This window comes from Bradyrhizobium sp. WSM4874 (assembly GCF_055811835.1).
Genome location: NZ_JBVVPR010000149.1, coordinates 1 through 1,240, shown reverse-complemented (window position 1 = coordinate 1,240; position 1,240 = coordinate 1). Strand labels below are relative to the sequence as shown.

The following is a 1,240-nucleotide window of genomic DNA, read 5'->3' as shown; positions in this document are numbered from 1 at the left end:
CCACACCTGGGGGCAGGCGCTGACGCACCATCCCCACGTCCACTGCGTCGTGCCGGGCGGCGGCCTCTCGCCCGATAGCGCGCCGCGCTGGATCGCCAGCCGACCAAACTTCTTCCTGGCCGTCAAACCGCTCGCCCGGCTGTTCAGACGCCTGTTCCTCGAACGTCTGACCGCTGCCTTCGACGCCGGCACCCTGAACTTCTTCGGCGATCTCGCATCCCTGGCCGAGCCTGCTGCCTTCACAGCTCACCTCGTCGCCATGCGGCGCATCAGCTGGGTCGTCTACGCCAAACGGCCGTTCGGCGGCCCCGCGCAGGTGCTGGCCTATCTCGGCCGCTATACCCATCGCGTTGCAATCGCCAACAGCCGGCTCGTAGCCCTCGACCAGGATCACGTCGCCTTTACCTGGAAGGACTACCGCCAGAACGGCACGACAAAGATCATGAAGCTCAAGGCCGACGAGTTCATCCGCCGCTTCCTTCTTCACACGCTGCCCGATGGCTTCCATCGCATCCGCCACTTCGGCTTCATGGCCAACGGCCATCGCGCTGCCAAACTCGCCCTCTGCCGCAAACTTCTCGATCGTGAGCGGACAGCGCCAAACGATGGCGAGCCGTCGCCTGTGGAGTCGGACGCTCTGACGTGGCCCAAGGCTCCCGCCTGTCCTGACTGTGGTGGCGTCATGCGCATCGTCGAGCGCTTTCGACACAGCTTCAACCGCTCCAGTCCTCAAACATCCCCGTTCCGGTGCGATACATCGTGAGCCAAGTCATGCCGTGCACAACGATCGCTATTCGTCATTCCGCTCCCAGCGCCTCGATCATCGTGGACGCTGTCGAATCCGTGCTGCCACACGGCGCGACAACAACCGTCCGATGCAACAAAATGCCTATCGCGATCTCCAGCCAAGCGCATCTGATCTCAACTCTTCCCCGATGCGCACATCTCGTGTCTCTGCCACACGCGGCGAGCCAGCAGATCGGGCCTTCCGATCTTGAACAATCCCCATAGCTGCAAAACCGCGCATAACCTCCCGCGCCTTCGTTCAATCCGGCTTCAATGAGGTCGCGTCACAAGCGCCTGCCGCGCCCTCGCGTGAGCGCGACCTCACAGAACCCTCCAGATTCCCTTTCGCTGCGGACCATGATTCTGTGGTGCATCGGAGGGAACGATGCGGCCGAAGAAGCACAAGACGACGGGATCGAACGATCTGTTCCGGGCGCGGCTGGACCAGATCATC

General features: G+C 62.9%; 1 protein-coding gene. It reads left to right on the top strand.

Going from position 1 to position 1,240, the window contains the following annotated elements; translation table 11 throughout:
* On the top strand, nt 1–763 hold a 763-nt coding region (locus tag AC0L3P_RS39750; protein ID WP_473309433.1), incomplete at its 5' end, for an IS91 family transposase.
* Between the last annotated feature and the right edge of the window lie 477 nt (nt 764–1,240).